Genomic DNA, 26,531 nt, shown 5'->3' with positions numbered 1-26,531 from the left:
GCCGCCGGCACACCTTCCCGGCCACGGCACCAGTGCCGCCGGCCGCTCCGCACCGGGAACGAGAGAGGGCCCGGGCCCCTGGAACCTTCCAGGAGCCCGGGCCCTCGCCCGTGCGGAAACGTGGGGAACGCGGGGGAACGGGGCGGATCAGGCGTACACGGGACCGGTGAACTTCTCGCCCGGTCCCTGGCCCGGCTCGTCCGGGACGATCGACGCCTCGCGGAACGCCAGCTGGAGCGACTTCAGGCCGTCGCGCAGCGGAGCCGCGTGGAAGGAGCTGATCTCGGTGGCGCTCGCCGTGACCAGGCCCGCGAGGGCGTTGATCAGCTTGCGGGCCTCGTCGAGGTCCTTGTGCTCCGAGTCCGGCTTGTCCAGTCCCAGGTTGACCGCCGCGGCGCTCAGCAGGTGGACGGCCACCGTGGTGATGACCTCGACGGCGGGGACGTCCGCGATGTCGCGGGTCATCTCGTCGTAGTCGGGGGCGTCGGAGGGGCCGGGGGAGACGGAAGTGGAATCGGAGGGCGTCGCGTCAGTCATACGCCCCACGATATGCCGTGCGGCGGGCTTGCAACGCGGGTGCTAGTATGTACTTCGACCGGCCGGACACCTGTGTGCCCGGCCCACAAGTGGAGGCTCCCTCCCACCTGACCACCCTTCGGGGAGGCAGGTCATCCGGTCAGGTGGCATCCATCGTTCCGTACGGACGATGGAAAGCTGCCCGAGTCTGCGCCCCGCGGTTCGCACGCGGCGGTGCTCCGGTTGTTTTGGAGCCCCTGCCTGTGCCCGGCGGGGCTTTTTTCATTCTCCGCCGCGGTAGGTCTGACGACAAATGACGTCAGCGGCTGTCTGCCAGACAGCCGTGTGGTGCTACCGAGGAGGATCCATCAGCACCGAGCCCCGCATCAACGACCGGATTCGCGTTCCCGAGGTACGACTCGTCGGTCCCAGCGGCGAGCAGGTCGGCATCGTGCCGCTTGCCAAGGCGCTTGAGCTGGCGCAGGAGTACGACCTCGACCTGGTCGAGGTCGCGGCGTCCGCACGCCCGCCGGTCTGCAAGCTCATGGACTACGGCAAGTTCAAGTACGAGTCGGCCATGAAGGCCCGTGAGGCGCGCAAGAACCAGGCGCACACGGTCATCAAGGAAATGAAGCTCCGGCCGAAGATCGACCCGCACGACTATGACACCAAGAAGGGTCACGTCGTTCGGTTCCTCAAGCAGGGCGACAAGGTCAAGATCACGATCATGTTCCGTGGTCGCGAGCAGTCCCGGCCGGAACTCGGCTACCGACTGCTGCAGCGCCTCGCTTCGGACGTCGAGGACCTCGGGTTCATCGAGTCGAACCCGAAGCAGGACGGCCGAAACATGATCATGGTCCTCGGTCCGCACAAGAAGAAGACCGAGGCGATGGCCGAAGCCCGCGAGGCGCAGGCCGCCCGCAAGGCCGAGCGCCAGGGTGTCGTCGCCGGTGACGAGGAGGCTCCTTCCGAGGAGACCGCCGCCGTCGAGGCGGAGACCACCGAGGTCGCCTCCGACGAGGCTCCCTCTGCTGAGGCGAACGCCGAGGCCTGATTCCGGGGCAGCCCGTCCCGGATCATCGACACAACATGACGCTCCCGTAAGCCGGTCCCGTTCCGGACCGGTGGGAGCGTTACCGACGAGGAGATAACGGCGCTATGCCGAAGAACAAGACGCACAGCGGTTCCAAGAAGCGCTTCAAGATCACCGGCTCCGGCAAGGTGCTCCGTGAGCGCGCCGGCAAGCGCCACCTGCTCGAGCACAAGTCGTCCCGTGTCACCCGCCGCCTGACCGGCACCGCGGAGATGGCCCCCGGCGACGCCGCGAAGATCAAGAAGCTTCTCGGCAAGTGACGTCCTCCGCTCCCGTGCCGGGAGCGGGACGTCAAGACCGGGACCCCATCGAATTCGGGCCGTGTGAAGACAACCACGGCCCCGCTACAAGGAGTTAAAAAGTGGCACGCGTCAAGCGGGCAGTAAACGCCCACAAGAAGCGCCGGGCGATCCTCGAGGCGGCCTCCGGCTACCGCGGTCAGCGTTCGCGCCTGTACCGCAAGGCCAAGGAGCAGGTCACCCACTCGCTGGTCTACAACTTCAACGACCGCAAGAAGCGCAAGGGCGACTTCCGTCAGCTGTGGATCCAGCGCATCAACGCCGCTGCCCGCCAGAACGGCATGACGTACAACCGCCTCATCCAGGGTCTGAAGGCCGCCAACATCGAGGTGGACCGCAAGATCCTCGCGGAGCTGGCCGTCAACGACGCCAACGCGTTCGCCGCCCTCGTCGAGGTCGCGCAGAAGGCCCTCCCGGCCGACGTCAACGCGCCGAAGGCCGCTGCCTAAAGCCTCGCCGGCCGCGCCACGCGGCCGGCACCCGCGGACCCGCAGGCTTCTCGCCTGCGGGTCCGCGTGCTTTCCCCGCCCGGACCCCCGTAGAGAGAACCGCTGAGACCCATGGGCTACCCCGACGAGCTGATCTCCCCCCGATCCCCGCGGGTGGCCGCCGCCAGGCGCCTGGCGCGGCGCAACTTCCGCACCAAGGAGCGCCGGTTCATCGCCGAGGGCCCGCAGGCCGTCCGCGAGGCCGTCGAGCACCGCGGGGCCCAGGGACCGACCCTGATCGAGCTGTTCGCCACCGTCGAGGCCGCCGAGCGCTACGCCGACATCGTCGAGGCCGCGCTGCTCTCCGGGGCCCGCGTGCACTACGCCTCCGACGAGGTGCTCGCCGAGGTCTCGCAGACCGTCACCCCGCAGGGCCTCGTCGGCGTCTGCCACTTCCTCGACTCCCCCTTCGAGGAGATCCTCAAGGCCGGGCCCAGGCTGGTGGCCGTCCTCGCGCACGTCCGCGACCCCGGGAACGCCGGTACGGTGCTGCGCTGCGCGGACGCCGCCGGCGCCGACGCGGTGGTGCTCACCGACGCCTCCGTGGACCTGTACAACCCCAAGTCCGTACGGGCCTCCGTCGGCTCCCTCTTCCACCTCCCCGTCGCCGTCGGCGTACCGGTCGAGCAGGCCGTGGACGGGCTGCGGGCGGCCGGCGTACGGATCCTCGCGGCCGACGGGGCCGGCCAGGACGACCTCGACGCCGAGCTGGACGCGGGCACCATGGGCGGTCCCTCGGCCTGGGTCTTCGGCAACGAGGCCTGGGGCCTGCCCGAGGAGACCAGGGCGCTTGCGGACGCCGTCGTACGGGTACCGATCCACGGCAAGGCGGAGAGCCTGAACCTCGCGACGGCCGCCGCCGTGTGTCTCTACGCGTCCGCGCGTGCACAGCGGGCGCCCGGAGGGTGCCGCTCCGTGACCCCCAGCTAGTAATGTGACCGCCCGGGGGCCCACTGCGGTACTCGGAGATGTGGGGTACGGGGACATGACCGTCGGTACGAACAGCCCGCCGGGGGCCGCGGGAGCCGCGGACGCGGCCGAGGCCGGGGACGCCCCCGGACCCCACGGCCCGGACGCCGCCGCCCCCGCCGGCCTGCCCGGTGTACCCCACCAGGGCAGCGCCCCGCGCGCCGGGGACGTGAGCGGCGCGGCGGCCGGGTACGGCCTCGACCCCGACGACCTGCCCGACGGGCTCGTCGTCGCCGACCACGCCGGCCGGGTCATCTGCTTCAACCGGGCCGCCGCCCGGATGACGGCCACCGACCCCCGCCAGGCCCTCGGCAGCCGCATCGACCGCGCGCTGCCCCTGGAGGACCTCGAAGGCCGCCGCTGGTGGGCGCTGACCGACCCCTACGGGGGCCTCGCCACCCGGCGCGGACAGCCCGAGCGCAACCTGCTGCTGCCCGGCGGCCGCGAGGTGCTCGTCTCCGCCCGCTACGTGCGCACCCACCCGACCGGTCCCCTCAGCCGCCTCGTCGTCACCCTGCGCGGCACCGAGGCCCGCCGGCGCACCGAGCGCAGCCACGCCGAGCTGATCGCGACCGTCGCCCACGAGCTGCGTTCCCCCCTGACCTCCGTGAAGGGGTTCACCGCGACCCTGCTCGCCAAGTGGGAGCGGTTCACCGACGACCAGAAGCGGCTGATGCTGGAGACCGTCGACGCCGACGCGAACCGCGTCACCCGGCTGATCGCCGAACTCCTCGACATCTCCCGCATCGACTCCGGACGCCTGGAGGTCCGCCGCCAGCCGGTGGACCTCGCCGCAGCCGTGGGCCGGCACGTCCAGGCCCTCACCGCCAACGGCCAGGCACCCGAACGCTTCCTCGTCCGGGTCGTCCGTCCCCTGCCCGACTGCTGGGCCGACCCCGACAAGATCGACCAGATCCTCGGCAACCTCCTCGAAAATGCGGTGCGCCACGGTGACGGAACGGTCACCATCGACGTGTCGCCGCACGAGAAGGGAACCGCCGTCACCGTGACCGACGAAGGCCCCGGGATCCCCGAGGAGTCGATGGGCCGCGTCTTCACCCGCTTCTGGCGGGGGAGCAAGCGCGGTGGCACCGGCCTGGGCCTGTACATCGTCAAGGGCATCGTGGAGGCCCACGGCGGCACCATCACGGTGGGCCGCGGCCCCGGTGGCGGGGCCCGATTCCGATTTATCCTGCCCGTCGCCGCCCCGGCCTACCTCACGCAGTAACCCTGCGCGGTATCTCGCCAGGCGGCCCACGGGCTCCTCAGACCCCCAGCGACCTTTAGACTCGTCCTTTGGCACCTTTGTGTCCTTGTGCCGATCACGTCGATCGAGTCGTGCGGGGACCCACCAGCCAGCCATCGGAAGTACGGGAAGAGATGTCGGCACCGAACAAGTCGTACGACCCTGTCGAGGTCGAGGCACTGAAACCGGAAGAGATCGAGCGCATGCGGGACGAGGCGCTCGCCGCCTTCGCCTCCGCAGGTGACCTCGACGAGCTCCGCGAGGCGAAGACCGCGCACATGGGCGACCGCTCGCCCCTGGCGCTCGCCAACCGCGAGATCGGCGCCCTGCCGCCCCAGGCCAAGGCCGAGGCGGGCAAGCGCGTCGGCCAGGCCCGCGGCGCCGTGAACAAGGCCTTCGGGGCCCGCACGGTCGAGCTGGAGGCCGAGCGCGACGAGCGGGTGCTGGTCGAGGAGGCGGTGGACGTCACGCTGCCCTACGACCGGGTCCCCGCCGGCGCCCGCCACCCCCTGACCACGCTGATGGACCGCATCGCGGACATCTTCGTGGCCATGGGGTACGAGGTCGCCGAGGGCCCCGAGGTCGAGGCGGAGTGGTTCAACTTCGACGCCCTCAACTTCACGCCCGACCACCCGGCGCGCCAGATGCAGGACACCTTCTTCGTCCGGGGGCCGGAAGGCACCGAGGGCGACGAGTCCGGCGTCGTGCTGCGCACCCACACCTCCCCGGTGCAGGCGCGCTCGCTCCTGGAGCGCAAGCCCCCCGTCTACATCGTCTGCCCGGGGCGGGTGTACCGCACCGACGAGCTCGACGCGACGCACACCCCGGTCTTCCACCAGGTCGAGCTGCTCGCCGTGGACGAGGGCCTGACCATGGCGGACCTCAAGGGCACCATGGACCACATGGTCCAGGAGCTGTTCGGCGAGGGCACCACCACGCGCCTGCGCCCGCACTTCTTCCCCTTCACCGAGCCGTCCGCCGAGATGGACATGCAGTGCTACGTGTGCCGCGGCGCGTCGGTGGGCAACCCCGACCGCCCCTGCCGCACCTGCTCCAGCGAGGGCTGGATCGAGCTCGGCGGCTGCGGCATGGTCAACCCCAAGGTGCTGACCGCCTGCGGCGTGGACCCGGAGAAGTACAGCGGGTTCGCCTTCGGGTTCGGCATCGAGCGGATGCTGATGTTCCGTCACAACGTAGAAGACATGCGAGACATGGTCGAGGGTGACGTTCGCTTCACCCGGCCGTTCGGGAGTGAGATCTGATGCGCGTCCCGCTTTCCTGGCTGCGGGAGTACGTCGACCTCCCCGCGGGCGAAACCGGCCGCGACGTGGCGGCCAAGCTGGTCGACGCCGGTCTTGAGGTCGAGACCGTCGAGCAGCTCGGCGGCGGCCTCCAGGGCCCCCTCGTCGTCGGCAAGGTGCTGACCATCGAGGAGCTCGAGGGCTTCCGCAAGCCGATCCGTTTCTGCACGGTCGACGTCGGCCAGGCCAACGGCACCGGCGAACCGCAGGAGATCGTCTGCGGCGCCCGGAACTTCGCCGTCGGCGACAAGGTCGTCGTGGTCCTGCCCGGAGCCGTCCTGCCCGGGGACTTCGCGATCGCCTCGCGCAAGACCTACGGCAAGACCTCGCACGGCATGATCTGCTCCGGCGATGAGCTCGGCATGGGCGACGACGGCACGCACGGCATCATCGTGCTGCCGCACGAGTACGAGGTCGGCACCGACGCGATCGAGCTCCTCCAGCTCGTCGACGAGGTCCTCGACATCGACATCACCCCGGACCGCGGCTACTGCATGTCGATGCGCGGCGTGGCCCGCGAGGCCGCCACCGCCTACGGCCTGCCGCTGCGCGACCCGGCGCTGCTCGACGTCCCGGCGCCCAACTCCTACGGCTACCTGGTCAAGATCGACGACCCGGCCGGCTGCGACCGCTTCACCGCCCGCACGGTGACGGGCCTCGACCCCGAGGCCCGGTCCCCGATCTGGCTCACGCGCCGCCTCCAGAAGGCGGGCATGCGCCCGATCTCGCTGGCCGTCGACGTCACGAACTACGTGATGCTGGAGCTCGGCCAGCCGCTGCACGCCTACGACCGCTCCCGCCTCGACGGCGCGATCGGCGTCCGCCGTGCCGAGCAGGGCGAGAAGTTCACCACCCTCGACGGGGTCAAGCGCACGCTCGACTCCGAGGACCTGGTGATCACCGACAACAGCGGCCCGATCGGGCTCGCCGGTGTCATGGGCGGCGCCGACACCGAGATCGCCGACTCCGTGACCGACCCGCACACCGGCCAGGTCACGGGCACCACGGACGTGGTCATCGAGGCCGCGCACTTCGACTCCGTGTCGATCTCGCGCACCGCCCGCCGCCTGAAGCTCTCCTCCGAGGCCTCCAAGCGCTTCGAGCGGGGCGTCGACCCGCAGGCCGCCGCCGCGGCCGCGCAGCGGACCGTCGACCTGCTCGTGCTGCTCGCGGGCGGCACCGCCGAGGCCGGGGTCACCGAGCTCACCGCACCGGGCGCCCCGCGCACCATCGCGATGAGCGCCGACCACCCCGACCGGGTCGCGGGCATGGACTACGGCCGCGAGACCGTCGTCCGCCGCCTCCAGGAGGTCGGCTGCGACGTCTACGGCCAGGACGAGCTCGTCGTCACCGTCCCCTCGTGGCGGCCCGACCTCGCCGAGCCCAACGACCTCGCCGAGGAGGTCATCCGCCTGGAGGGCTACGGCAACCTCCCCTCCACCCTCCCGCAGGTCCCCTCCGGCCGCGGTCTGACCGCCCGGCAGCAGCTGCACCGCCGGGTCGGCCGCGCCCTGGCCGGCGCCGGCTACGTCGAGGCACTGAGCTACCCGTTCATCGGCGAGCAGGTCTTCGACCAGCTCCAGCTCCCGGCGCACGACGCCACCCGCCAGGTCGTCAAGCTGGTCAACCCGATCTCCGACGAGGAGCCGGCGCTGCGCACCACGCTGCTGCCGGGTCTGCTCGGCGCGCTGCGCCGCAACGACAGCCGGGGCAGCCACGACCTCGCGCTCTTCGAGACCGGCTCGGTCTTCAGGGCCGCCGCCCAGCCGGGCGTCGCCGTACGGCTGGGCGTCGACCGGCGTCCCACCGACGAGGAGATCGAGACCCTGAACGCGGCCCTGCCCGCGCAGCCGCGGTACGCCGCGGTCGTGCTGGCCGGCGGCCGCGAGCAGGCCGGCTGGTGGGGCAAGGGCCGCCCGGCCGACTGGGCGGACGCGGTCCAGGCCGCCCGCGCGCTGGCCGTCGAGGCCGGCGCCGAACTGGTCGTCCGTCAGGGCCAGTACGGTCCCTGGCACCCCGGCCGGTGCGCCGAACTGCTCGTCACCCTGGACGGGGTGGAGACGGTCATCGGCCACGCCGGCGAGCTGCACCCCCGCGTCGTCAAGGCGATGGGCCTGCCGGCCCGCACCAGCGCGATGGAGCTCGACCTCGACCGCCTCGCGGCGGCCGGCGGAGAGGCCCTCCAGGCGCCCCGGATCTCCACCTTCCCGGTGGCGACCCAGGACGTCGCGCTGATCGTCGACGCGTCCGTGCCGGCCGCCTCCGTGGAGGCCGCACTGCGCAAGGGCGCGGGTGAACTCCTGGAGTCCCTGCGGCTGTTCGACGTGTTCACCGGCGAGCAGGTGGGCGAGGGCAAGAAGTCCCTGGCCTACGCGCTGCGCTTCCGCGCGGCCGACCGCACGCTGACGGCCGAGGAGTCCACGGCCGCCCGCGACGCGGCGGTGGCGCTGGCCGCCGAGCGGACCGGAGCGGTGCTGCGCGGCGCGTGACCGCGCTGCCGCAGAGCGGCCGAGAGGGGCGTGTCCGGACCACCGGACGCGCCCCTTTCGCCTTGTCGGGCGCCGGATGCCCCGCCTCACTCGTTCGGGTGAGAAGCCCGACGCGCCGTGTCCGGTACGTCTGGAGGTCGACACAATCGTTCCGGCCGCAGAGCCGGAGGGGAGCGACCTACGGATGATCACGCGCGGGGAGATGCCCCTGACGCGCCGGGCGTGCCTCCTGGCCTGGGGCGCCGTCGCGGTGTCCTGGGAACTGGCGTCCCCGGGCCGGTGGCCGGCGAGCCTCGCCACCTGCGCGGCGTTCCTGCTGCTGGCCACGGGCTGCGCCCTGCACGTCCGGCGCGGGCTGCGCGCCGAGCTCCGCCGCTCGCGGGAGATCGCCGGGGCCACCCAGCGGGTCCTGCTGCGGCCGCTGCCGGGACGGATCGACGGTCTGGCGCTGGCCGCCGCCCAGCTGTCCGCCAGCCGGGGCGCGGCGGTCGGCGGGGACCTGTACGAGGCGGTGCCGACGCCCTACGGGGTCCGGGTGGTGATCGGGGACGTACGGGGCCACGGGCTGCCCGCGCTCGGGGCGGCCGCGGCCGTGCTCGGGTCCTTCCGGGAGGCGGCGTACGACGAGCCCTCGCTGGGCGGGGTCCTGCGCCGCATGGAACGCGCGCTGGGCCGGCACGTGCGCGACCGCGCCCGCTCCGAGCACCCCGCGTCCTGCCCGGCCGAACCGCAGTCGCCCGCGGCGGAGGAGTTCGTCACGGTACTGCTGCTCCAGATCGCGCCGGGCGGCTCCGTCGTGGCCCTCAACTGCGGCCACCCCTGGCCGCTGCGGATCCGGCCCGCGGCCGAGCACGCCGAGCCGGAACCCTGCGGGGCCTTCCACCCCGCCCTGTGCGGCGGCGGCGACTCCCGCCCGCCCCGCCACCGGGCGGGCACCGCCCAAGGGCCCCCGAGACGGGCCTCGGTGGCGCCGCTCGCCGGCGGCGAGACGCTGCCGCCGCTCGGGGTGGTGCCGCTGCCCCACGACCTCAGACCCCAGGACTGCGGGACGCTGCGGCCCGGCGAGACGCTCGTCCTGCACACCGACGGGGCCGAGGACGCCCGGGACCGGCAGGGCCGCTTCTTCCCGCTCGGGCGGGTCCTCGCGCAGGCACCGGCGCTCACGCCCGCGCGGCTGGTGGCGGGCGTGCACGCGGCGCTGCTGCGCCACACCGGCGGGCGGCTCACCGACGACGTCGCCCTGCTCGTCCTGCGCAACGACCGCCCCTGAACGGCCCGGCCGTGCCCACCCGTCCGGGTCGTCCGCACCCGTACCGGTGGTGCCGCTCCGCACCGGGCCGGTGGACGGGCCCGGTGCGGATACGGCCCGGCTGCCGGGGGCCCGGCGACCAACCGGAGCCAGCAGCAGCCGTGGCGCGCCGCCCGCCTGCCATGGAGTGTCGGGCAGACAGCAAGGCGGGCGGCGCGGTGCCGGGTCGTCGCACTGTACGAGGGGGAGCCGACGACCCGAGCGGCCTCTTTGGCGAGGCTCTTCAGTGAAGCGCCCCGGAGCCCCTCCGCGGCAGGGTGCGTATCGCATTTATGCGCGTACTTGGTTCACACCCCGTGTGAACCGCGCACCCGCTAGCCTGAATTCCGACGAGCCCATGGAGGGGCCCATGCAGCCCAACGCCCTGCTCGACGCCCTCCTCGCCGAGGCGGGCATGTCCCACGCCGGACTCGCCGCGCACGTGAACCAGGCGGGCCGCACCCGCGGACTCGCACTGCGCTACGAACACACCGCGGTGTCACGGTGGCTGAAGGGGCAGCGGCCGCGCGGCCAGGTGCCCGACCTGATCTGCGAGGTCCTCGGGGGCCGCCTGCACCGCCCCGTCGGCCTCGACGACATCGGGCTCGGCGTACCCGGCCTGCCGGGCCCGGACACGGCCCGGCTCAGCGGCTTCGTGGACCGCGCCACCGCCCTGTGGCGCTCCGACGAGCTGGGCCGCCCCGGGCAGCTCACCGCCGGGGCCGTCACCGGCACCCCGGCCGTGATCCCGGTGTGGGAGTGGGAGAACCCGCCCGAGGACGCGGACGTGTCCCGCGAGGGCCCGCACCGGATCGGACCCGAGCACATCGAGATCCTGCGGGCGGCCCGCGCGCACTACGAGCTGATGTACCGGCGGGCCGGGGGCGTCGCCACCCGGGCCCGCATCGTCCGCTTCCTCGGCAACGAGACGGCCCCGATGCTGCGCGGCAGTTACCCCGACCCGGTCGGGCGCCTGCTGTACCGGGCCACCGGCTCGCTGGTGGCGGTCGCGGGGATCTGCGCGTACGACTCCGACGCCCACGGGCTCGCCCAGCGCTACTTCCACCAGGCGCTGCGGCTCGCGAAGGCCAGCGGGGACCGCGGGCTCGGGGCGTACGTGATCGCCCTGCTGGTCAACCAGTCGCTGCACCTGCGGGAGTACCGCCAGGCCGTCGCCTTCGCCGAGGCCGCGCTGCGCGCCGCCGGCCGGCACACCACGCCGGCCCTGTCCGCCGACCTGTACGCGATGCAGGCCAAGGCGTACGCCCAACTCGGCGAGACGGCCGGCGCGTTGTCCTGCATCCGGCGCGCAGAATCGGCGGCGGGGCAGATCCGGCCCGGCACCGAGCCCGACGAGACGGGCTACGTCCAGCCCGGGCTGGTGAACGTACAGGTCGCCGAGGCGCTGCTGAGCCTGGGCGACCTGAGCGCGGCGCACGCGCAGGCAGCCCAGGCCGTGGGCACCCCGGCGCACGACCGGGGCCGCGTGCACCGGCTGGCGATGCTGTGCGAGATCCAGCTGCGGCAGGGCGAGGCGGACGGGGCGGTCGCGGCCGCGGCCGAAATGGCCGAGCGGGCCAAGGGGATGGAGTCGCTGCGGCTGCGCGACCGGCTCCGGACGGTCCGCGAACAGCTGCTGACCTGCGGCTCGGCGGGCGCGGAGGAGACCGCGCTGCTCATCGACGAGGCGCTGCGCGTTCCCCTCTGAGCACGTGAACTGCTGCGATGTTGCCACCAACGGAAGCGGAAGGTGGCAATACCGTGCAGTGGACGAACCTGAGTGAGCAGACCGTGTACAAGAACCGCTGGTTCGACGTGAACCTCGCCGACGTGGAACTCCCCGACGGCCGGCACCTGGACCACTTCGTCATCCGGCTGCGGCCGGTGGCGGTGGCCACCGCCGTCAACGGGGCCAACGAGGTGCTGCTGCTGTGGCGGCACCGGTTCATCACCGACAGCTGGGGCTGGGAGCTGCCCGCGGGCGTCGTGGAGGACGGCGAGGACATCGCGTGCGCGGCGGCCCGGGAGATGGAGGAGGAGTCGGGCTGGCGGCCGGGCCCGCTGCACCACCTGATGACGGTGGAGCCCTCCAACGGCCTGACGGACGCCCGCCACCACCTGTACTGGGCCGACGGCGCGACCTACACCGGGCACCCGCAGGACGCGTTCGAGTCCTCGCGCCGCGATGGGTCCCGCTGGAACTCGTACCGGACATGATCGCGCGCGGGGAGATCCCGGCCGCCAACATGGCGGCCGGGCTGCTCCTGCTGCACCACCTGCGGCTGGGTGGCGGCCGGTCCGGGGATCAGCCGTACGGGTAGAAACCCGAACCGGTCTTGCGGCCGAGGCGGCCCGCGTCGACCATCCGCTGGAGCAGCGGGGGAGCGGCGTACAGCGGCTCCTTGAACTCGGCGTACATGCTGTCGGCGACCGAGGCCACGGTGTCCAGGCCGATCAGGTCCGCGAGCTTCAGCGGGCCCATCGGGTGGGCGCAGCCCAGCTCCATGCCGTTGTCGATGTCCTCGCGGCTCGCGATGCCCGACTCGAACATCCGGATCGCGGACAGCAGGTACGGGATGAGCAGTGCGTTCACCACGAAGCCGGAACGGTCCTGGGCGCGGATCGCGTGCTTGCCCAGCACGTCCCGCACCAGGGCCTCGGCCCGCTTGACGGTCTCTTCGCCGGTGGTCAGCGCGGGGATCAGCTCGACGAGCTGCTGGACCGGGGCCGGGTTGAAGAAGTGGATGCCGATGACCTGGTCCGGGCGCGAGGTCGCGACGGCCAGCTTCACCAGCGGGATGGACGAGGTGTTGGAGGCCAGGATCGCGTCCGGCCGGGTGATCACCTGGTCGAGGACCTGGAAGATCTCCGTCTTGACCTGCTCGTTCTCGACGACCGCCTCGATGACGAGGTCACGGTCGGCGAACTCGCCGAGGTCGGTGGTGAAGCTGAGGCGGGCCAGGGTGGCGTCCCGCTCCTCCTTGCTGATCTTGCCGCGTTCGGCGGCCTTCGTCAGGGAGTTGTGCAGCCGGGTCCGCCCGATCTCCAGCGCCTCGCCGGTGGTCTCGGCGACCTTCACCTCAAGACCGCTGCGGGCACACACCTCGGCGATGCCCGCGCCCATCTGGCCACAGCCCACCACGCCGACCCGGGTGATGTCGGTCGGGAGGGTAGAGAGGTCCGTCACGTCGTGCCTTTCGCTGCTCATCCATCGCGGGTCCCCCGTACTTCGGCAGTGGTAACTGCGTTCCGGCGCCCGCCACGCCCCCCGACGTTACCCCCGTCCTTGACGCCCGTGGCGGGCCGGGGCGGGCATGCTGATCGCACGCGGAGCAATGTCACGGAACGGAATGGAGTCGTCACATGGGGTACATCGGACGGCGGCGGCTGCTGGCCGCGGCGGCGGGGGTACTGGCCGCCACCGCGGCGGGCCCGGCGGCGGCAGCGGCGCGGCGGCCGGCGGCGGGAGCGGCGCCGGAGGGGGCGGGCGCGGCCCGGGGGACCGGACCCGAGTTCCGGGGGATGTGGATCGCCACGGTGGAGAACGTGGACTGGCCCTCCCGGAGCGGGCTGTCCGCCGCGACGCAGCGCGCGGAGCTGCTGTCCCTGCTGGACGCGGCGGTCGAGCGTCGGCTCAACACCGTGATCCTCCAGGTCCGGCCCGCGGCCGACGCGCTGTGGCCCTCGGCGCGGGAGCCCTGGTCACAGTGGCTGACCGGGCAGCAGGGCCGCGACCCGGGCTGGGACCCGCTGGGGACGGCGGTCACCGAGGCGCACGCGCGGGGCCTGGAACTGCACGCCTGGTTCAACCCGTACCGGGTCGCCAACCACACCGACCCGCGGCGGCTGGTCGCCTCGCACCCCGCGCGCCGCAATCCCGGCTGGACCGTCGCGTACGGCGGCAAGCTCTACTACAACCCGGGCCTGCCGCAGGTACGGGCCTTCGTGCAGGAGGCGATGCTCGACGCCGTCGCCCGGTACCCGGTGGACGGGGTGCACTGGGACGACTACTTCTACCCGTACCCGGTCGCGGGAGAGTACTTCGACGACGACGAGGCCTTCGCGGAGTACGGCGGCTCCTTCGCCTCCCGCGCCGACTGGCGCCGGCACAACACCGACACCCTCGTGCGAGAGATGTCGGAGAGGCTGCGCACCGTACGTCCCGCGGCGCGGTTCGGCATCAGCCCGTTCGCGGTCTGGCGCAACGGCGACGTCGACCCGCAGGGCTCGGCGACCCGGGCCGGAGTGGCGACCTACGACGACCTCTACGCGGACACCCGCAAGTGGGTCACCGAGGGCTGGCTCCACTACATCGCCCCGCAGGCGTACTGGCACATCGGGCACCCGACCGCCGACTACGCCGCCGTCGTGCCCTGGTGGGCCCGGACGGTCGCCGGCACGGGCGTCGACCTGTACGTGGGGGAGGCGCTGTACCGCTGCGACGCCGACAGCCCCACCGCGGCCTGGCGGGATCCGGCGGAGCTGTCGCGGCACCTGCGGCTGGCCCGCAAGCACCCCGAGGTCCGCGGCCACTCCTACTTCTCGGCGAAGCAGGTCGCCGCGGACCCCAACGGAGCGATGGCCACGGTCGTCGCCGATCACTATCCGACGGCCGTGCCGCCGCGCTGAATCCGGTTCCGCCCGTCAGCCAGCGGCGGGGTCGACCGGGTGCCGGACCACGCAGTCGGGTCCGGGAGCCATGAGCGCTTCGTGCCCGTCCTGGAAGCGGACCCGGTAGGGCGGGGTTCCGTTCTCCCCCAGGACCTGGGTGATCTCGCCCACCTTGTCGTTCTGTCCGACCACCCTGCCGTGCTGCACGAGCTGGTCGCCCTCGGTAGCGCGCATAGTGACCTCCTCGATGGCGGTCCGATCCGATCCGGTGTTAGCAGTTTAGGGCGGTTCGCGGCTATTTGACCCGCTGGGTCGCGGTGATGCAGACCAGTACCGCACACGCGGCCAGCGGGGTGGCCGGGGACAGTTCCTCGCCCAGCAGGACCACCGACCAGAACAGGGTCAGCAGGGGCTGGGCGAGCTGGAGCTGGCTGGCGCGCGGGGCCCCGATGGCGGCCATGCCCCGGTACCAGACGTACAGCCCGAGGAAGGTGGACCCGGCCGCCGCCCAGAGCAGTCCGGCCAGGCCGTGGCCGGTGAGGTGCACCGGCTCGTACGCGAGACCGAGCGCGGAACCGGCCAGGCTGAGCGGCAGGCACAGCACCAGGGCCCAGCCGATCACCTGCCAGCCCGGCAGTGTCCGCGCGAGCCGGCCGCCCTCGGTGTACCCGGCGGCGCACACCAGCAGCGCCCCGAACAGGTAGGCGTCACCGGCGGAGGGGCTGCCGCCGCTCTGCGCGAGGGTGAAGCCCAGGACGATCGCGGCCCCGGTGACGGCCGCGGCCCAGAACCGCCGCGACGGACGGGCCCCGGTCCGCAGGGCCGACAGTGCGGCGGTGGTGAGCGGCAGCAGGCCGACCACGACGGCCGCGTGCGAGGTGGTGGAGGACCGCAGCGCCAGGGTGGTCAGCAGCGGGAAGCCGACCACCACCCCGCCCGCCACGACGGCCAGCCCCGCCCAGTGCTCGCGGGCCGGCGGCCGGACCCGGCCGGCCAGCAGGAAGACCCCGGCGACGGCGGCGGCCAGGACGCTGCGCAGGGCGACGAGCGACCAGGGGCCGAAGCTCTCCAGGCCCCAGGCGGTGGCGGGGAAGGTCAGCGAGAAGGCGACGACTCCGAGCAGGGCGAGCAGCGTTCCCGAACGGTTGCCGGCGGCGGGGCTCCCGCCGTGGTCCGCGCCGCTCCCACCGTGGTCCGCGCCGCTCCCCGCACCGGCCGCCGGGGCCGTCGGACCGGACGCAGGCCGGACCGCTATCGAGAGGGGGCGAGTAGCGCTATTCTGTGCTGTCATGTACGAGCGTAGCAGTGTGGCGGAACTCGCGGAATCCTTGCGTTCCGAGGTCAACCGCTATCCAGTGGGTGGAAAGCTGCCGTCGAGCCGGGCCCTGGTGGAGCGCTACCGGGTCAGTCCCGTCACCGTCAGCCGGGCCCTCGCCCAGCTCGCCTCCGAAGGGCTGGTCGTCACCCGGCCCGGCTCCGGCGCCTTCCGCGCCCGGCCCCGTACGGCGGACCCCGCACCGGCCGACACCTCCTGGCAGGAGGTCGCCCTCAGCGCCGAGGGTGCCGGGGAGGTGGTGCCGCGCTCCGTGGACGCCTCCGGGGTGCTGATCTCGCTCGCCGCGCCGCCGCCCGGGGTCATCGAGCTCAACGGCGGCTACCTGCACCCCTCGCTCCAGCCCGAACGGGCCATGGCGGCGGCCCTGGCCCGGGCCGGACGCCGGCCCGGGGCGTGGGGGCGCCCGCCTGTGGAGGGGCTGCCCGAGCTGCGGGACTGGTTCGCCCGGGAGATCGGCGGGGCCTCCGGGTCCGTGGGGGCCGCCGACGTGCTCGTCACCGCGGGCGGGCAGAGCGCCCTGACCACCGCCCTGCGGGCGCTTGCCCCGCCCGGGAGCCCGGTACTGGTCGAGTCGCCCACCTACCCCGGACTGCTCGCCATCGCCCGTTCCTCGGGCTGCCGGCCCGTACCGGTCCCGGTGGACGCCGAAGGGGTCCGGCCGGAGCTGCTGGCGGCCGCGTTCGAAGCGACGGGCGCGCGGGTCTTCGTGTGCCAGCCGCTGTTCCAGAACCCGACCGGCGCCGTGCTCTCCGCCGCGCGGCGGCCCGAGGTGCTGCGGATCGCACGGGCCGCCGGGGCCTTCGTGGTGGAGGACGACTACGCCCGGTCCCTGGCCCACGAGGACTGCGGCCCGCTGCCCGCCGCCCTCGCGGCCGAGGACGCCGACGGGGTCGTGGTCCACGTCCGCTCCCTGACGAAGATCACCTCGGCCAGTCTGCGGGTGGGCGCGCTGGCCGCCCGCGGCCCCGTCCTGGACCGGCTGCGGGCCATCCAGGTCGTGGACAGCTTCTTCGTCTCCCGCCCGCTCCAGGAGGCCGCCCTCGAACTCGTCGGCGCGCCCGCCTGGCCCCGCCACCTGAGGGCCGTCGCCACCGAGCTGCGCCACCGCCGGGACGTACTGGCCGGGGCCCTGCGCCGGGAGCTGCCCGCCGTCGAACTGCCCCATCTGCCCGCCGGGGGATACCAGTTGTGGGTGCGGCCCGGGGGTGGCGGGGACGACTCCGCGTTCGCGGCGACGGCCCTGCGCGCCGGAGTCGCCGTCGCCCCGGGCCGCCCCTACTTCTGCGCGGAGCCGCCGGCCCCGTACGTCCGGCTCAGTTTCGCCGGGGTGCCCGGACCCGGCGAACTGGTCGAGGCCGTCCAGCGGTTGAGGGCCGGCCTCGACCGGGACGGCTGACCCCGGCGAAAACCCTGTTGAGGCGGTCCCGCACCCCTCCTAGCCTGCGCACATGACCGGCATACAGATCACCCCGCTCGCCCGGCGCCCGGAACTGGCGCCCCGCATCTACGACATGGAGGACTCCTGGCCGGAGTTCTCCGGACACGACTCCCTGGCCTGGCTGCTCTACCCGCGCATGGTCGCGGAGTTCCCCGAGTACGTCTGGATCGCCACCGACGGCGACGAGGTGGTGGCCCGCGCGTTCAGCCTGCCCTTCGCCCTGCACGCGCCGGGCCGTGACGGGGCGCTGCCCGCGCAGGGCTGGGACCGGGTCCTCATGTGGGCCTTCTCCGACCAGCGCCGGGGCGTGCGGCCCGACACGGTCAGCGCCCTGGAGATCAGCGTCGCCAAGGGCCGCCAGGGCGAGGGCCTCTCCGGCCGGATGCTGGCCGCGATGCGCGAGGGCGCCCGCGCGGGCGGGTTCGCGGAGCTCGTGGCCCCGGTCCGGCCGAGCGGGAAGCCCGCCGAGCCCGACAGTCCGATGGCGGAGTACGCGTACCGGACCCGCGAGGACGGCCTGCCGTACGACCCGTGGCTACGGGTCCACGTCCGCGCGGGAGCCGTGATCGACTCGGTGGCCCCGCTGTCCATGACCGTCAACGGCACGCTCGCCGAGTGGCGGGAGTGGACCGGACTGCCCTTCGACGAGGCCGGCCCGGTGTACGTGCCCGGCGCACTGGCCCCGGTCCACTGCGAACCGGAGCGCGGCTACGCGGTCTACGTGGAGCCGAACGTGTGGGTGCGGCACGCCCTCGGCCCGGCCGGGCCGGCGCGGGCGCCTCAGAGCAGCGAGACCGGGGCGGTGGCCGAGGAGGCGAGGTAGATGCCGCCGATGCCGGCGTAGCTCGCCCGGTAGCCGCGCAGGATCTCGTCCAGCGGGATCGTGAGCCGGGCCGGGCTGTCGCAGCGGGCCGCCCCGAACTGGTCGGTGACGGCGGTGCACAGCGGCCTGCCGCCGACGGTCGTGAAGGTGACCGGTACGCCGTCCAGCCCGGCGGGGGCGTCGGCGATCCGGACGGTGGCGTTCAGGTTCTTCACGCCGAACAGCAGGCCGTTCAGCTTCGCCGGCCCGGCGGCCGCCGCCGTGGCCGCGGCGGGCCGGACCCGGTCGGGGGAGTCGCAGACCTGCGGGACGGCGGCGAAGACCTGGCCGGCGGGGCAGGGGTGCACGGTGGCGACACCGGCGGTGCACTGCACGTAGAACCGGTGGTCCTGGGGCCTCGGGAGCCTTCCGTCGGCCCCGCACGCGGCGCTCGTGGCGGCGGTGGCGGGCGCGGCGGCCAGCCCCAGTGCGAGGAGCGCTCCTGCGGCCGCCGCGGCGAGTCCCCGGTGGATGCGTGACACCATTGCCCCCTGTAACCCTGAGTAACAGACTGGATGCGTAGTGACTATATGCACGGCCGCCCGGTGGGCACAACGGCGCCCCGGGTAGCTCGCCCGTACGAACGTCCGGTAGCTTGAACGCGTTCAATTCAACGTGTTCACGGGCACCGGCGGGTACGGGTGCGCGGCAGGACGTGAGGGGGGCGGTCATGGCGGCCGGAGCGGTGACGGGCGGGGGAGCGCACGCCGGACACGGCCGCGGCGCCCGCGAGTGGGCCCACCCGTGGCAGTACGCGCTCGCCGTGTGCGCGGTACTGGCCCCCGTACCGCCCGCGCTCGGCTCCGACGCCTTCTTCGACGGGCCCGGCTACCGCGTGGCCTGCGCGGTGACCGTCGCCGTCGTCGCGCTGCCGCTGTTCCTGGGCCGCCGCCGCACGTCCTTCGTGCGGGCCGCCGCCGTCGCCGGGGCCGTGCTGCTGCCCTGGTCGGTGCTCGGCTCCCTCGGCGGCATGTACGTCTTCTTCCTCTCGGCCCCGCTGCTGTGGCTGGCCGCCCTCGCCGACCCGCGCCGCCGGCCCGTCGCCGCGGCCGTCCTCGCCGGGGCCGGAGCCCTGCTGGTCGCGGCGATCGTGACCGTCCCCGGCTTCTGGTGGCGCGCGCCCTGAGGCCGCGCCGCTCCGGGGGGCGTCACCCCGGCCGGCCGGGGTCCGGCCTGCGCGGGGCGGAGCCCCCCGGGCGGAGGGCGGCGTACCGGGTCAGCCCCCGGTGCCGGGAGCCGGTACGAGGCCGTCCTCGACCAGGCCGGCCAGGACCGCCTGACCCAGCGCGTGCACGGCCGACTGGGGGCGGACCATGACCGTGAACTCCTTGATCCGGCCCTCCTCGTCGAACTGGAGGAGATCGATCCCGTGGATCTGCCTGCCGCCCACCAGCGCCCGGAAGGGCAGGACCACCGAGGGGGCCTCCTGCCCGTCCGCGGTGGTCTCGGCCGCGCCGTCGAGCCGCCCGAGGTAGCGCAGTTCCCCGAAGGTGCGCAGCAGGACCCCGAAGAGCCCCATGACCTCGGGCTTGCCCTCGAAGGGCTTGAACTTGACCGGACTGTAGAGGCGGACGTCCTCGGCGAACAGGTCGTCCAGCGCGCCCAGGTCCTGCTTCTCCACGGCGGCGCGGAAGCGTTCGGCAGTCTCCATGACCCCTCCTCGTACTCATGAATATGACTAATCACTTTCTTGAGTATCATGCGGCGTACGGACCGGAAAAGGGAAGGGGCTGAGCCTCGATGGCCTTGCGGCACGCGGTACTCGCGGCCCTGCTGGACGACGAGTTCAGCGGCTACGAGCTGGCGAAGGACTTCGGCGTCGGAGTCGCGAACTTTTGGCACGCCTCGCCCCAGCAGGTGTACGCCGAACTCGCCAAGCTGGAGAAGGCCGGACTGGTGGCGGGCCGGGAGGTGGTCCAGGAATCCCGGCCCAACAAGCGCCTGTTCCGGGTCACCGACAGCGGCCGCGCCGAGCTGGAGGCCTTCGCCGTGGCCGAGTCGAAGCCCTCCGTCATCCGCGACGACCTCCTCGTCAAGGTCCAGGCCGCCGACCGCATCGGGTCCGCCGCCGTGATCGCGCAGCTCGAAGAGCGGGCGGCGGCCGCCGACCGCAAGCTCGAATTCCTCGGCAGGCTGCTGCGGAACATGCGCGGGGACCTGGACGAGGAGGAGTTCCTGCGCCGGGGGGAGCGGATCGGGGGCTACCTGACCTGCCTGCGCGGCGTGGCCTTCGAAGAGGGACACCGTGACTGGTGCCTGCGGGCGGCGACCGTCCTGCGGCACAGAGGAGAAGAGGGGGACGGACATGCCGAAGGGTGAGTACCTGCGCTACGTCGCGCTGGGCGACAGCCAGACCGAGGGGGTCGGCGACGGGACCGACGCGGCGGGCCTGCGGGGCTTCGCCGACCGGCTCGCGGAGCACTTGGCGGCCGTGAACCCCGGCCTGCTCTACGCCAACCTGGCCGTCCGGGGCCGCCTGGCCGGACAGGTCCGCGCCGAACAGCTGGAACCGGCGCTCGCGCTGCGCCCCGACCTGGCCACCGTCGTCGCCGGGGTGAACGACCTGCTCCGCCCAGGGTTCGACGCGGCGGAGGTGGCGGGACGGCTGGAGGAGATGTTCGCCGCGCTCACCGCGGCCGGGGCGACGGTGGCCACCGTGACCTTCCCCGACATCGGCAAGATAGCTCCCGCGGCCCGCCCGCTGCGGCCCCGCCTCCACGAACTCAACGACCGCATCCGCGAGGCCGCCGCCCGGCACGGAGTCCTGGTCGCCGAAACCGGCGTGCACGCCGTCGGCGCCGACCCGCGCCTGTGGACCGCCGACCGGCTCCACGCCAGCCCGCTGGGCCACGCGCGGATCGCCGCCGCCCTGGCCGAAGCCGTCGGCGTACCGGGCAGCGACGACAGCTGGACACACCCCCTGCCCCCGCTCCCGGCCCCCTCGCCCGCCCGGGCCGTCGCCGCCGAGCTGGCCTGGGCGGCCGGTTTCCTCGGGCCCTGGCTGGGCCGCCGCCTGCGCGGCCGCTCCTCCGGCGACGGGCGCGGCGCGAAGCGCCCCGTACTGCTGCCGGCGGGCCCCGCGACCGGAGCCCTGGAGGCCGCGCCCGGGCCCTCGTAGGGCGCTCCACGGCCGCGCCCCCGTCTCGGGTGCGCGCGCGGTCCGTCGCGAGGAGGATGGAGGGGGAGGGCAGGCGAGCCGCCCTGCCCCTCCCGCGCGGCCGCGAGCGCTACTCGCCCAGGGGGCAAGGGAGCGCTGCGCCATGACGCACCAGCGGATCGGCCGGGACGTCACCGTCCTGGGGGACGCCATCGAAGTCCCCGGCATCGGATTCCTGCCGGTCAACACCTTCGTACTGCACGCGACGGAGCCGGTCGTCGTGGACACCGGCCTGAGCCTGCCCGACCGGGACTTCCTGGCGGACCTGGGCTCCGTCATCGACCCGGCCGACGTGCGGTGGATCTGGCTGACCCACCCCGACCGGGACCACACCGGCGGACTGTTCGCCCTGCTGGAGGCGGCCCCGCGGGCCCGGGTCGTCACCACTTACCTCGGCGCCGGGATCATGTCCACCGAGCGGCCGCTGCCCATGGACCGCGTCTTCCTGCTCAACCCCGGCCAGACCCTGGACGTCGGCGACCGCTCCCTGACCGGCTTCCGGCCGCCCCTGTTCGACAACCCCGCGACCGTGGGCTTCTACGACGACCGCTCCCGCGCCTGCTTCAGCTCCGACTGTTTCGGCGCGCCCCTACCGGACGCGGACCTCGCCGCGGGCGGCGACGCCGGTGCGGTCGACCCGGCCGAGCTCCGGGCCGGGCAGCTGCTGTGGGCGGCGGTGGACAGCCCGTGGGTGCACGAGGTGGACCGGAGGAAGTATCTCGCCTCGGTACAGCCCCTGCGCGAGATGGACCCGCAGGCCATACTCTCGACCCACCTTCCGCCCGCCACCGGGATCACCGCCCGGCTGCTCGACACGGTGAGCGCCGCTCCCCAGGCCGACCCCTTCACCGGCCCCGACCAGCGCGCACTGGAGCAGATGCTCGCCGGGTTCGAACCCGGTCGGCAGGCCGCCTGAAGGAGATCAAAGCTTTGCATAAACCTGCGTAGATACGTATAGTCATGCCATCGATGAGGAGGATCCGATGGTGGTACGTGTAGCGGTGGCAGGAGCGAGCGGGTACGCGGGCGGTGAGGTCCTGCGCCTCCTCCTCGCGCACCCCGAGGTGGAGATCGGCGCGCTGACCGGCAACTCCAACGCCGGACAGCCGCTCGGCCTGCTCCAGCCGCACCTCGTACCGCTCGCCGACCGGATACTGGAGGCGACCACGCCCGAGGTCCTCGCCGGCCACGACGTCGTGTTCCTCGCCCTGCCGCACGGCCAGTCCGCCGCCGTCGCCGCCCGCCTCGGCGACGAGGTCCTCGTCGTCGACATGGGAGCCGACCACCGGCTGAAGGACTCCGCCGACTGGGACGCCTTCTACGGGGCCCCGCACGCCGGGACCTGGCCCTACGGCCTGCCCGAACTCCCCGGCGCCCGGGCCGCCCTGGAGGGCACCAGGCGCATCGCCGTGCCCGGCTGCTTCCCCACGGCCGTCTCGCTCGCGCTGTTCCCCGCCTACCAGGCCGGGCTCGCCGAACCGGAAGCCGTCGTCGTCGCGTCCACCGGCACCTCCGGCGCGGGCAAGGCGCTCAAGCCGCACCTGCTCGGCTCCGAGGTGATGGGCACCGCGACCCCCTACGGAGTCGGCGGCGTCCACCGGCACACGCCCGAGATGGTGCAGAACCTCTCCCCGCTCGCCGGAGAGCGCGTCAGCGTCTCCTTCACGCCGCACCTCGTGCCCATGCCCCGCGGGATCCTCGCCACCTGCTCGGCCAAGGCCCGGCCCGGCACCACCGCCGACTCCCTGCGCGCCGCCTACGAGAAGGCGTTCGCCGACGAGCCCTTCGTCCACCTGCTCCCCGAGGGCACCTGGCCGACAACCAAGTCCGTCACCGCTTCGAACGCCGTTCACATCCAGGTCGCCTACGACGCCTCCGCCCGGCGCGTCATCGCCATCAGCGCGATCGACAACCTGACCAAGGGCACCGCCGGCGGCGCGGTGCAGAGCATGAACATCGCCCTCGGCCTGCCCGAGGCCCTGGGCCTTTCCGCCGTCGGAGTCGCTCCGTGAGCCCCGCACGCGCGGCCACCGGACCACGGACGACGCCGCCCGCCCGCCCGGGCCGGGCGGGCACCGCCGACAGCGACACCAGCCGCCCCGGCGGCGGACCGAACGAGGAGATGCAGTGAGCGTCACGGCAGCACAGGGATTCACGGCGGCGGGCATCGCCGCCGGGATCAAGGCGAACGGCAACCCCGACCTGGCCCTCGTGGTCAACCACGGGCCGCGACTGGCCGCCGCGGGCGTCTTCACCTCCAACCGCGTCAAGGCCGCGCCCGTGCACTGGTCCGAGCAGGTCCTGCGGGGCGGCGCCGTCGGCGCCGTCATCCTCAACTCCGGTGGCGCCAACGCCTGCACCGGCCCCAAGGGCTTCCAGGACACCCACACCACCGCCGAGAAGACCGCCGAGGTCCTCAACGCACAGGGCCTCGGCACGGAGTTCAACGCCGGTGAGATCGCGGTCGCCTCGACCGGCCTGATCGGCGTACTGCTCCCCATGGACAAGCTGCTGCCCGGCATCGAGAAGGCCGCGGCGGCCCTCGGCGCCGACGGCGGCGAGGCCGCCGCCATCGCCATCAAGACCACCGACACCGTGCACAAGACGGCCACCGTCACCCAGGACGGCTGGACCGTCGGCGGCATGGCCAAGGGCGCGGGCATGCTCGCCCCGGGCCTGGCCACCATGCTCGTCGTGCTCACCACCGACGCCGACCTGGACGGCGCCGCCCTCGACCGGGCGCTGCGCGACGCGACCCGCACCACCTTCGACCGGATCGACTCCGACGGCTGCATGTCCACCAACGACACGGTGCTGCTGCTCGCCTCCGGCGCCTCCGGCCGCGTGCCCGCGCACGCCGAGTTCGCCGAGGCCGTACGGACCGTCTGCGACGACCTCGCCCGCCAGCTGATCGGCGACGCCGAGGGCGCGAGCAAGGACATCCGCATCGAGGTCGTCGGCGCGGCCACCGAGGACGACGCGGTCGAGGTCGGCCGGTCCATCGCCCGCAACAACCTGCTCAAGTGCGCCATCCACGGCGAGGACCCCAACTGGGGCCGGGTGCTCTCCGCGATCGGCACCACCAAGGCGGCCTTCGACCCGGACCGGCTGAACGTGGCCATCAACGGCGTGTGGGTCTGCCGGAACGGCTCGGTCGGCGAGGACCGCGACCTGGTCTCGATGAAGGACCGGGAGGTCCACATCACCGCCGACCTGTCCACCGGCACCGAATCGGCCGTCATCTGGGCCAACGACCTGACGGCCGAGTACGTCCACGAGAACAGCGCGTACTCCTCATGAGCGGCGCCGTCGGAAGTGCCCGCAAGCACACGGCCCTCCCCAAGGCGGAGATCCTCATCGAGGCCCTGCCCTGGCTCACCCGCCACAACGGCAAGATCGTCGTGATCAAGTTCGGCGGCAACGCCATGATCGACGAGGACCTCAAGGCGGCGTTCGCCCAGGACGTGGTCTTCCTGCGGCAGGCCGGCCTGCGGCCCGTCGTCGTGCACGGCGGAGGCCCCCAGATCAACGCCCAGCTCGACAAGCAGGGCCTGGTCAGCGAGTTCAAGGCGGGCCTGCGCGTCACGACGCCCGAAGCCATGGACGTCGTACGGATGGTCCTGGCCGGCCAGGTCCAGCGCGAGCTGGTCGGGTTGCTCAACCAGCACGGGCCGCTCGCCGTCGGCATGACCGGCGAGGACGCCCACACCATCACCGCCACCCGGCACAGCCCGGAGATCGACGGCGAACTCGTCGACATCGGCCGGGTCGGCGAGATCACCGCCATCGACACCGGCGCGATCGAGGCGCTGCTCGCCGACGGCCGGATCCCGGTCATCTCCTCCATCGCCCGCAGCGCCGACGACCACCACGTGTACAACGTGAACGCCGACACCGCGGCCGCGGCGCTCGCCGCCGCACTCGGCGCGGAGATCCTCATGGTCCTCACCGACGTCGAGGGCCTCTACGCGGACTGGCCGAACAGCGACGAGGTCATCAGCCGGCTCACCGTCAGCGAGCTGGAGAAGCTGCTGCCCGAGCTGTCGAGCGGCATGGTGCCCAAGATGGAGGGCTGCCTGCACGCCGTCCGCGGCGGCGTCGGCACCGCCCGCGTGATCGACGGGCGGGTCCAGCACTCGATCCTGCTGGAGATCTTCACCGACGAGGGAATCGGCACGATGGTCGTGCCCGACGGACGGCACGACGGACAGCAAGGGGGAACGGAATGACGACGGCAACGGGCAACGAGGGCTACGGCGCCCGCTGGCAGAACGCCCTGACCAACAACTACGGCACCCCCGCGCTCGCCCTCGTACGCGGCGAGGGCGCCCAGGTGTGGGACGCGGACGGCAAGCAGTACACCGACTACGTCGGCGGGATCGCGGTGAACGCCCTCGGGCACGCCCACCCGGCGGTCGTCGCGGCGGTGACCGCACAGGTCTCCACCCTCGGCCACGTCTCCAACCTCTACGCCTCCGAGCCGGTCCTCGCCCTCGGCGAGCGGCTGCTCCAGCTCTTCGGCCGCGAAGGCCGGGTCTTCTTCTGCAACTCCGGCGCCGAGGCCGTCGAAGGCGTGTTCAAGATCGGCCGGCTCACCGGCCGGACCCACATGGTCGCCACCACCGGCGGCTTCCACGGCCGGACCATGGGCGCCCTCGCGCTGACCGGCCAGCCGGGCAAGCAGGGCCCCTTCCTGCCGCTGCCCGGTGACGTCACCCACGTCCCCTACGGCGACGTGGAGGCCCTGCGGGCCGCCGTCACCGAGGAGACCGCGCTCGTCCTCATCGAGCCGGTCCAGGGCGAGAACGGCGTCGTCGTCCCGCCCGCCGGCTACCTGACGGCCGCCCGCGAGATCACCCGCGCCACCGGCACGCTCCTCGCCCTCGACGAGGTCCAGACCGGCATCGGCCGCTGCGGCCAGTGGTTCGAGCACCAGGCCCACGAGGGCGTCACGCCCGACCTCGTCACGCTCGCCAAGGGCCTCGGCGGCGGCCTGCCGATCGGCGCCGTCGTCGCCTTCGGCGAGGCCGCCGGCCTCCTCCAGCCCGGCCAGCACGGCACCACCTTCGGCGGCAACCCGGTCGCCTGCGCCGCCGGCCTCGCCGTGATCGACACCATCGCCGCCGACGGACTCCTCGACCAGGTCAAGGCACGCGGCGAGCGGCTGCGCTCCGGAATCGAGGGCCTCCAGGGCGGCCAGGGCCACCCGCTGGTCTCCCACGTCCGCGGCTCCGGCCTCCTGCTGGGTATCGTGCTGACGGAGCCGCTCGCGCCGAAGGTGCAGCTGGCGGCTCAGGAAGCCGGATTCCTGGTCAACGCGCCCGCCCCCGACGTCGTACGGCTGATGCCGCCGTTCGTCATCACGGAGGCCGAGGTGGACGCGTTCCTCGGGGCACTGCCCGGCATCCTCGACACAGCGGGACGATCCGGAGAATGAG

At 73.3% G+C, this 26,531-nt stretch carries 27 protein-coding genes and 1 pseudogene; 22 read left to right on the top strand and 6 right to left on the bottom strand.

What is annotated here, in order from left to right; translation table 11 throughout:
* Nucleotides 1-147: 147 nt before the first annotated feature.
* Nucleotides 148-537, bottom strand: coding sequence for a DUF1844 domain-containing protein (locus ABZZ17_RS29000; protein ID WP_356880187.1), 390 nt, complete (start codon nucleotides 535-537; stop codon nucleotides 148-150).
* Between the two features lie 322 nt (nucleotides 538-859).
* Between ABZZ17_RS29000 and infC the strand changes: the two genes are divergently transcribed.
* From infC to ABZZ17_RS28950, 10 genes and pseudogenes are all read left to right on the top strand, one after another.
* Entirely contained in the window at nucleotides 860-1,570 is a 711-nt protein-coding gene (infC, locus tag ABZZ17_RS28995; RefSeq protein WP_356880191.1) for a translation initiation factor IF-3, read from the top strand.
* Between the two features lie 104 nt (nucleotides 1,571-1,674).
* The gene (rpmI, locus tag ABZZ17_RS28990) at nucleotides 1,675-1,869 is read left to right on the top strand and encodes a 50S ribosomal protein L35 (protein WP_030387121.1); all 195 of its coding nucleotides are present in this window, start codon (nucleotides 1,675-1,677) and stop codon (nucleotides 1,867-1,869) included.
* Between the two features lie 101 nt (nucleotides 1,870-1,970).
* Nucleotides 1,971-2,357, top strand: a complete 387-nt coding sequence (rplT, locus tag ABZZ17_RS28985) for a 50S ribosomal protein L20 (protein WP_007263143.1) — start codon at nucleotides 1,971-1,973, stop codon at nucleotides 2,355-2,357.
* Nucleotides 2,358-2,468: 111 nt separating this feature from the next.
* Entirely contained in the window at nucleotides 2,469-3,326 is an 858-nt protein-coding gene (locus ABZZ17_RS28980) for an RNA methyltransferase (RefSeq protein WP_356880186.1), read from the top strand.
* 55 nt (nucleotides 3,327-3,381) lie between these two features.
* Nucleotides 3,382-4,593 carry an ATP-binding protein gene (locus tag ABZZ17_RS28975; protein ID WP_356880184.1) on the top strand — a complete coding sequence of 404 codons (1,212 nt, stop codon included), beginning with the start codon at nucleotides 3,382-3,384 and terminating at the stop codon, nucleotides 4,591-4,593.
* Between the two features lie 152 nt (nucleotides 4,594-4,745).
* Nucleotides 4,746-5,873 carry a phenylalanine--tRNA ligase subunit alpha gene (pheS, locus tag ABZZ17_RS28970; RefSeq protein WP_356880182.1) on the top strand — a complete coding sequence of 376 codons (1,128 nt, stop codon included), beginning with the start codon at nucleotides 4,746-4,748 and terminating at the stop codon, nucleotides 5,871-5,873.
* A complete protein-coding gene (gene pheT, locus ABZZ17_RS28965; protein WP_356880180.1) occupies nucleotides 5,873-8,401 on the top strand; it encodes a phenylalanine--tRNA ligase subunit beta in 2,529 nt (842 codons plus the stop codon). The genes pheS and pheT overlap by 1 nt, the downstream gene beginning before the upstream one ends.
* A 184-nt stretch (nucleotides 8,402-8,585) precedes the next feature.
* Nucleotides 8,586-9,671, top strand: coding sequence for a PP2C family protein-serine/threonine phosphatase (locus ABZZ17_RS28960; protein WP_356880178.1), 1,086 nt, complete (start codon nucleotides 8,586-8,588; stop codon nucleotides 9,669-9,671).
* 388 nt (nucleotides 9,672-10,059) lie between these two features.
* Entirely contained in the window at nucleotides 10,060-11,397 is a 1,338-nt protein-coding gene (locus ABZZ17_RS28955; RefSeq protein ID WP_356880176.1) for a transcriptional regulator, read from the top strand.
* A 53-nt stretch (nucleotides 11,398-11,450) separates the two neighbouring features.
* Nucleotides 11,451-12,010, top strand: a pseudogene (locus ABZZ17_RS28950) (NUDIX hydrolase).
* Here the strand turns inward: ABZZ17_RS28950 and ABZZ17_RS28945 are convergent.
* The gene (locus tag ABZZ17_RS28945) at nucleotides 11,995-12,897 is read right to left on the bottom strand and encodes a 3-hydroxybutyryl-CoA dehydrogenase (RefSeq protein WP_356880174.1); all 903 of its coding nucleotides are present in this window, start codon (nucleotides 12,895-12,897) and stop codon (nucleotides 11,995-11,997) included. The pseudogene ABZZ17_RS28950 and the gene ABZZ17_RS28945 sit on opposite strands and share 16 nt — an antisense overlap.
* A 155-nt stretch (nucleotides 12,898-13,052) precedes the next feature.
* On the opposite strand from ABZZ17_RS28945, the gene ABZZ17_RS28940 reads away from it, so the two are divergent.
* Nucleotides 13,053-14,318, top strand: coding sequence for a family 10 glycosylhydrolase (locus ABZZ17_RS28940; protein WP_356880172.1), 1,266 nt, complete (start codon nucleotides 13,053-13,055; stop codon nucleotides 14,316-14,318).
* Between the two features lie 15 nt (nucleotides 14,319-14,333).
* Here ABZZ17_RS28940 and ABZZ17_RS28935 read toward each other — a convergent pair whose 3' ends face one another.
* Nucleotides 14,334-14,534, bottom strand: coding sequence for a DUF1918 domain-containing protein (locus ABZZ17_RS28935; RefSeq protein ID WP_356880170.1), 201 nt, complete (start codon nucleotides 14,532-14,534; stop codon nucleotides 14,334-14,336).
* 61 nt (nucleotides 14,535-14,595) lie between these two features.
* On the bottom strand, nucleotides 14,596-15,591 hold the full coding sequence (locus tag ABZZ17_RS28930; protein ID WP_356880169.1) for a DMT family transporter: 996 nt from the start codon (nucleotides 15,589-15,591) through the stop codon (nucleotides 14,596-14,598).
* Here ABZZ17_RS28930 and ABZZ17_RS28925 point away from each other — a divergent pair.
* Entirely contained in the window at nucleotides 15,590-17,032 is a 1,443-nt protein-coding gene (locus tag ABZZ17_RS28925; RefSeq protein WP_356880167.1) for a PLP-dependent aminotransferase family protein, read from the top strand. The two genes, ABZZ17_RS28930 and ABZZ17_RS28925, sit on opposite strands and share 2 nt — an antisense overlap.
* Nucleotides 17,033-17,084: 52 nt before the next feature.
* Nucleotides 17,085-17,897 (top strand): N-acetyltransferase, encoded by an 813-nt coding sequence (locus ABZZ17_RS28920; protein WP_356880165.1) that lies wholly within the window; start codon nucleotides 17,085-17,087, stop codon nucleotides 17,895-17,897.
* On the opposite strand, the gene ABZZ17_RS28915 is transcribed toward ABZZ17_RS28920, so the two are convergent.
* The gene (locus tag ABZZ17_RS28915; protein WP_356880163.1) at nucleotides 17,855-18,421 is read right to left on the bottom strand and encodes a chitin binding peritrophin-A domain-containing protein; all 567 of its coding nucleotides are present in this window, start codon (nucleotides 18,419-18,421) and stop codon (nucleotides 17,855-17,857) included. The genes ABZZ17_RS28920 and ABZZ17_RS28915 overlap by 43 nt on opposite strands.
* 185 nt (nucleotides 18,422-18,606) lie before the next feature.
* Between ABZZ17_RS28915 and ABZZ17_RS28910 the strand changes: the two genes are divergently transcribed.
* Nucleotides 18,607-19,062, top strand: a complete 456-nt coding sequence (locus ABZZ17_RS28910; protein WP_356880161.1) for a hypothetical protein — start codon at nucleotides 18,607-18,609, stop codon at nucleotides 19,060-19,062.
* Nucleotides 19,063-19,152: 90 nt separating this feature from the next.
* Here the strand turns inward: ABZZ17_RS28910 and ABZZ17_RS28905 are convergent, their stop codons facing one another.
* A complete protein-coding gene (locus tag ABZZ17_RS28905; RefSeq protein WP_356880159.1) occupies nucleotides 19,153-19,587 on the bottom strand; it encodes a nuclear transport factor 2 family protein in 435 nt (144 codons plus the stop codon).
* An 89-nt stretch (nucleotides 19,588-19,676) separates the two neighbouring features.
* Here ABZZ17_RS28905 and ABZZ17_RS28900 point away from each other — a divergent pair, with 89 nt between their 5' ends.
* From ABZZ17_RS28900 to ABZZ17_RS28865, 8 genes are all read left to right on the top strand, one after another.
* Nucleotides 19,677-20,255, top strand: coding sequence for a PadR family transcriptional regulator (locus ABZZ17_RS28900; protein ID WP_356880157.1), 579 nt, complete (start codon nucleotides 19,677-19,679; stop codon nucleotides 20,253-20,255).
* The gene (locus ABZZ17_RS28895) at nucleotides 20,242-21,054 is read left to right on the top strand and encodes an SGNH/GDSL hydrolase family protein (protein ID WP_356880155.1); all 813 of its coding nucleotides are present in this window, start codon (nucleotides 20,242-20,244) and stop codon (nucleotides 21,052-21,054) included. Before ABZZ17_RS28900 ends, ABZZ17_RS28895 begins: the two co-directional genes overlap by 14 nt.
* Before the next feature lie 142 nt (nucleotides 21,055-21,196).
* The gene (locus tag ABZZ17_RS28890) at nucleotides 21,197-22,009 is read left to right on the top strand and encodes an MBL fold metallo-hydrolase (RefSeq protein ID WP_356880153.1); all 813 of its coding nucleotides are present in this window, start codon (nucleotides 21,197-21,199) and stop codon (nucleotides 22,007-22,009) included.
* 67 nt (nucleotides 22,010-22,076) lie between these two features.
* Nucleotides 22,077-23,105, top strand: coding sequence for an N-acetyl-gamma-glutamyl-phosphate reductase (gene argC, locus ABZZ17_RS28885; protein ID WP_356880151.1), 1,029 nt, complete (start codon nucleotides 22,077-22,079; stop codon nucleotides 23,103-23,105).
* Nucleotides 23,102-23,224 carry a hypothetical protein gene (locus ABZZ17_RS28880; RefSeq protein ID WP_356880149.1) on the top strand — a complete coding sequence of 41 codons (123 nt, stop codon included), beginning with the start codon at nucleotides 23,102-23,104 and terminating at the stop codon, nucleotides 23,222-23,224. Before argC ends, ABZZ17_RS28880 begins: the two co-directional genes overlap by 4 nt.
* Nucleotides 23,221-24,393: a bifunctional glutamate N-acetyltransferase/amino-acid acetyltransferase ArgJ gene (argJ, locus tag ABZZ17_RS28875; protein WP_356880147.1), complete on the top strand. Its 1,173-nt coding sequence runs from the start codon at nucleotides 23,221-23,223 to the stop codon at nucleotides 24,391-24,393. The genes ABZZ17_RS28880 and argJ overlap by 4 nt, the downstream gene beginning before the upstream one ends.
* Complete coding sequence (argB, locus tag ABZZ17_RS28870) at nucleotides 24,390-25,322, top strand: acetylglutamate kinase (protein WP_356880145.1); 933 nt, start codon at nucleotides 24,390-24,392, stop codon at nucleotides 25,320-25,322. Before argJ ends, argB begins: the two co-directional genes overlap by 4 nt.
* Complete coding sequence (locus ABZZ17_RS28865) at nucleotides 25,319-26,530, top strand: acetylornithine transaminase (RefSeq protein WP_356880143.1); 1,212 nt, start codon at nucleotides 25,319-25,321, stop codon at nucleotides 26,528-26,530. Before argB ends, ABZZ17_RS28865 begins: the two co-directional genes overlap by 4 nt.
* Nucleotide 26,531: the final 1 nt, after the last annotated feature.

Origin of the sequence: Streptomyces sp. NPDC006512, assembly GCF_040611935.1 — a bacterium.
Taxonomy (GTDB): domain Bacteria; phylum Actinomycetota; class Actinomycetes; order Streptomycetales; family Streptomycetaceae; genus Streptomyces.
Note: the sequence above shows the minus strand (reverse complement) of the source record. Positions and strands in the feature narration are given on the sequence as shown.